Origin of the sequence: Actinospica sp., assembly GCF_035552695.1 — a bacterium.
Classification (GTDB): Bacteria; Actinomycetota; Actinomycetes; order Streptomycetales; family Catenulisporaceae; genus Actinospica.
In genome coordinates, this window is record NZ_DASZKT010000080.1 from 1 (window position 1) to 1,559 (window position 1,559).

The 1,559-nt window shown below is 69.7% G+C and carries 1 protein-coding gene and 1 pseudogene; both read left to right on the top strand.

What is annotated here, in order from left to right:
• A pseudogene (locus VG296_RS10710) lies at positions 1–989 on the top strand (hypothetical protein); the annotation flags it as partial.
• A 36-nt stretch (positions 990–1,025) separates the two neighbouring features.
• On the top strand, positions 1,026–1,559 hold a 534-nt coding region (locus VG296_RS10715), incomplete at its 3' end, for an SDR family NAD(P)-dependent oxidoreductase (protein ID WP_325565490.1).

Below are 1,559 nucleotides of genomic sequence, written 5' to 3' on the forward strand. Positions count from 1 at the left end.
GGATCGCCGCGCTCGGCCAGAACCCGTACACGTTCACCCCGCTCAGGCTGCCTGGCGGAAGGCTCAACCCGTACACGGAGATCGTCGGCGTCAAATGGCAGAACACCCCCTCGGTGTACGGGCCGGAGGCGACCTGGACGCACCTGCTCGCGGCCTGGATCGGCGGGCCCAAGCCGTGGCTCACCATCTGGATGCTGATGATCTTGATGGGCGCCTCGTTCCTCGCCGCCGGGTACATCCTGCTGCGGACAGCGGAGAACCCGGTGCGCGCCGTCCTGCTGTGGGTGGCCAACCCGCTGCTGATCTTTGAACTGGTCATCGGCGGGCACCTGGACGCTTTCCTCTCGCTGTTCGCCATCGCGGCGGTCGTCTTGTCGCGGCGCTGCACGCGACCGTGGCATGACCTGGCCGTCGGGTTGCTCGTCGGCTTCGCGGGCGGCATCAAGATCACCGCGGCGTTCGTCGCGGTCGCCATCGCGATCCCGCTGATCCACGACCGCGCCTGGGCGCGGCTGGCGCGAACCGCCGTGGTGGCCGGGGTGACGACGTTCGGCCTGTACATCTTCACCTACGGGCTTGGCGCGCTCGGGCTCGCCTTCGCCGACTCCAAGCTGGTCATCTCCCCGACGATCTGGCGGCTGGTCCAGGTCACCGTGCAGCACTACTACGGCGACCACGCCGAGGCGACGGTGACCAACGCGTTCGGGTTCATCTGGATGCCGCTGGTGCTGCTGCTCGCCTGGTACCTGTACAACCGGCTCTCACCCGACGTGCCAACCGTTCTGGCCGCCACCTGCGCGCTCACGCTCGCGTGGATGGTCGTCTCGCCGTGGCAGCTGCCCTGGTACTCGGCGGTCGCCTGGGTCACCCTCGCGCTGCTGCCGCGCAACTCGCTGACCCGCTGGCTGACCATTGCGACCGCGGCCATAGCCCTCATGCACTTCAATGGTGGCCAGCCCACTAACCAGCAGACTGGCCCCACGCCGTAGGTTCTCCGGTCGCCCGCCGCGGGCTAGGCTCCGGGCATGACTGTCAACGACGCGCCAGGCGACGGTTCTCCCCATCTCACTGCGCCCAGTCCGCTCGGCCCCGGCCGGGTCGCGGTCGTCACCGGGGCGGCAAGCGGCATCGGGCTGGGGCTTTCCGAGCGGTTCGCCGCCGAGGGCATGCACGTCGTCATGGCCGACGTCGAGGAGCCCGCACTGGCGAAGTCGGCGGCCGAAATCGCCGGAGCGGGCGCGTCCGTGCTTCCCGTCCGCACCGACGTCTCGGACCGCGCGGCGGTCGACGCGCTACGGGACGCGGCGCTTTCCGCGTTCGGCGCGGTGCACGTGGTCTGCAACAACGCGGGGGTCGGCGGGCCGCACGGGCCGCTGTGGGAATGCCCGCCAGGCGAGTGGGACTGGGTGCTCGGGGTGAACCTGGAAGGCATCATGAACGGCGTCAGGACGTTCATGCCGGTGCTCCTCGAGCAGGACGCCGGGCACCTGGTGAACACGTCGTCGATCTTCGGCGTGTTCGCGGGAATCCTCGGGCCGTACGGTGTGTCCAAGCACGCG